Consider the following 1,743-nt stretch of genomic DNA (forward strand, 5'->3'; position numbering starts at 1 on the left):
TGCGCGCGCTGCACGATTCCGACGCCGGCGTGTTGTTCATCGATCACTGGGTCGCCGCCGAGCTCGCCGCCTTTCGCTCAAGCAATTTCGCCGCCGATCCGGTGAAGGGTTCGCTGGTGTATCTGCAATACGGCCCGAGCCAGCCCGAATTCCTCAAACTCGCCAGCGGCGCCGCCGAAGGCATGATCTGGGGCACGGTGATCGGCACCCATGCGGACGCCGCCAAGGGCAAGCCGTTCCGCGACAAGTACACCAAGAAGTACGGCCCCAACATGGGCATCGTCTACACCGGCAGCGGCTACGACACCGTGCAGTTGCTGGCCAGCGTGTGGGCGAACACGGACCCGTCGAATTTCGACGCCGTCGGCGCCGCGATCCGCAAGGCTCGCTACGAGGGCGTGTGCGGCACCTACAGCTTCTCCAGCCCCGAACAGGCGCCGCTCATCCACCCTTGGCAGACCGAGGACGTCAAGGCCGGCATCAGCCATCTTCTGCTGCAAGTCCAGGACGGGCAGCACAAGATCATCGCGCCCGACGAACTGGCCGAGACCAAGATCCGCCCGGCGCCCTGGTTCTGAAGCCCGCACAGGTCAAGCCCATGCTTCTAGCCGACGCATGCTTCGGGTGCGAGGGCGTGACGCTCTCGCTCGGCGGCCGCCGGATTCTCGAGAACATCTCGCTGCACGTCGATCGCGGCGAGTTGCTCGGGCTGATCGGCCCCAACGGCGCCGGCAAAACCTCGCTGTTCGAGGTGTTGTCGGGCCGCTACCATCAGCAGCTGGGCTCGGTCTATCTCGAAGGCAAGAAGCTCGACCGGCTGGACATTTTCCAGCGTTCGCGACTGGGCGTGGCGCGCACCTATCAGAGCCCGGTTGTGCCGACTGCGCTGACGATCGGCGAAACCCTGCGCGCCGCGCGAAAGGCCTATAAACCCTACATGTCGGCGCACGACGCCGAATGGGCGGCGCGCCTCGTCCGGCTGGAAGCCTCATGGGATCGGCCGTCCGGCTCGCTCGATACATTCGACCGCCGCAAGCTGCTGCTCGCCTGCCTGATGATGCGGCGGCCACAGGTTCTGCTGATGGATGAGCCGGCCTCCGGCCTGATCAATACCGAGATCGCCGAGCTCGACCTGCTGTTGCGCAAGCTTGCCGACGAATATCATCTCGCCATCATCCTCATCGAGCACCGCCTCGAATTGCTCGGCGCCATCGCCGACCGCGTCTGCGTGCTCGACCTCGGGTCGGTGATCGCCGAGGGCGCGCCGGAGGATGTCTTCCGCGACGAACGGGTGCAGGCCGCCTATTTCGGAGCGGTGGCATGAGCAGCACACTACTCAGCGTTCGCGGACTGTCGGCTGGCTATGGCCCGCTACGCGTCCTGCACGATATCGATTTTTCCATCGAAGCCGGCGAGCGGCTGGCGATCGTCGGCCTCAATGGGCACGGCAAGTCGACGCTGTTTCGCGCCATCATGCAATTGGTCGGCTGGCAGCGCGGCTCGGTCGTGTTCGACGGCAACGAGATCGGCGGCACGCGCTCACTCGGCGAAGGTCGCTATACGCCCGGCATCGTACGGCTCGGCATCGCGATGACGCCGCAGGGCGACGCGATCTTTCCGGGCCTCACCGTGCGCGAACATTTGGACTGCGGCGCGCATGCCAAGAGCGCCTGGCGCGAACGGGCCAAGCGCCGCCAGCAGGTATATGGGCTGTTTCCGCAACTCGATGTGCTGCAGGACTCG

General features: G+C 65.5%; 3 protein-coding genes. All 3 read left to right on the top strand.

The genetic code is table 11. The features are described from left to right. On the top strand, positions 1-578 hold a 578-nt coding region (locus I5M_RS24905; protein ID WP_022723880.1), incomplete at its 5' end, for an ABC transporter substrate-binding protein. A 56-nt stretch (positions 579-634) separates the two neighbouring features. Continuing rightward, on the top strand, positions 635-1,324 hold the full coding sequence (locus I5M_RS24910) for an ABC transporter ATP-binding protein (protein ID WP_022723881.1): 690 nt from the start codon (positions 635-637) through the stop codon (positions 1,322-1,324). Beyond that, positions 1,321-1,743: ATP-binding cassette domain-containing protein (locus I5M_RS24915; RefSeq protein WP_022723882.1), on the top strand; the 423-nt coding region annotated here is incomplete at its 3' end. The genes I5M_RS24910 and I5M_RS24915, both read left to right, overlap by 4 nt.

Origin of the sequence: Rhodopseudomonas sp. B29, assembly GCF_000333455.1 — a bacterium.
In the GTDB taxonomy this organism is placed as follows: domain Bacteria; phylum Pseudomonadota; class Alphaproteobacteria; order Rhizobiales; family Xanthobacteraceae; genus Rhodopseudomonas.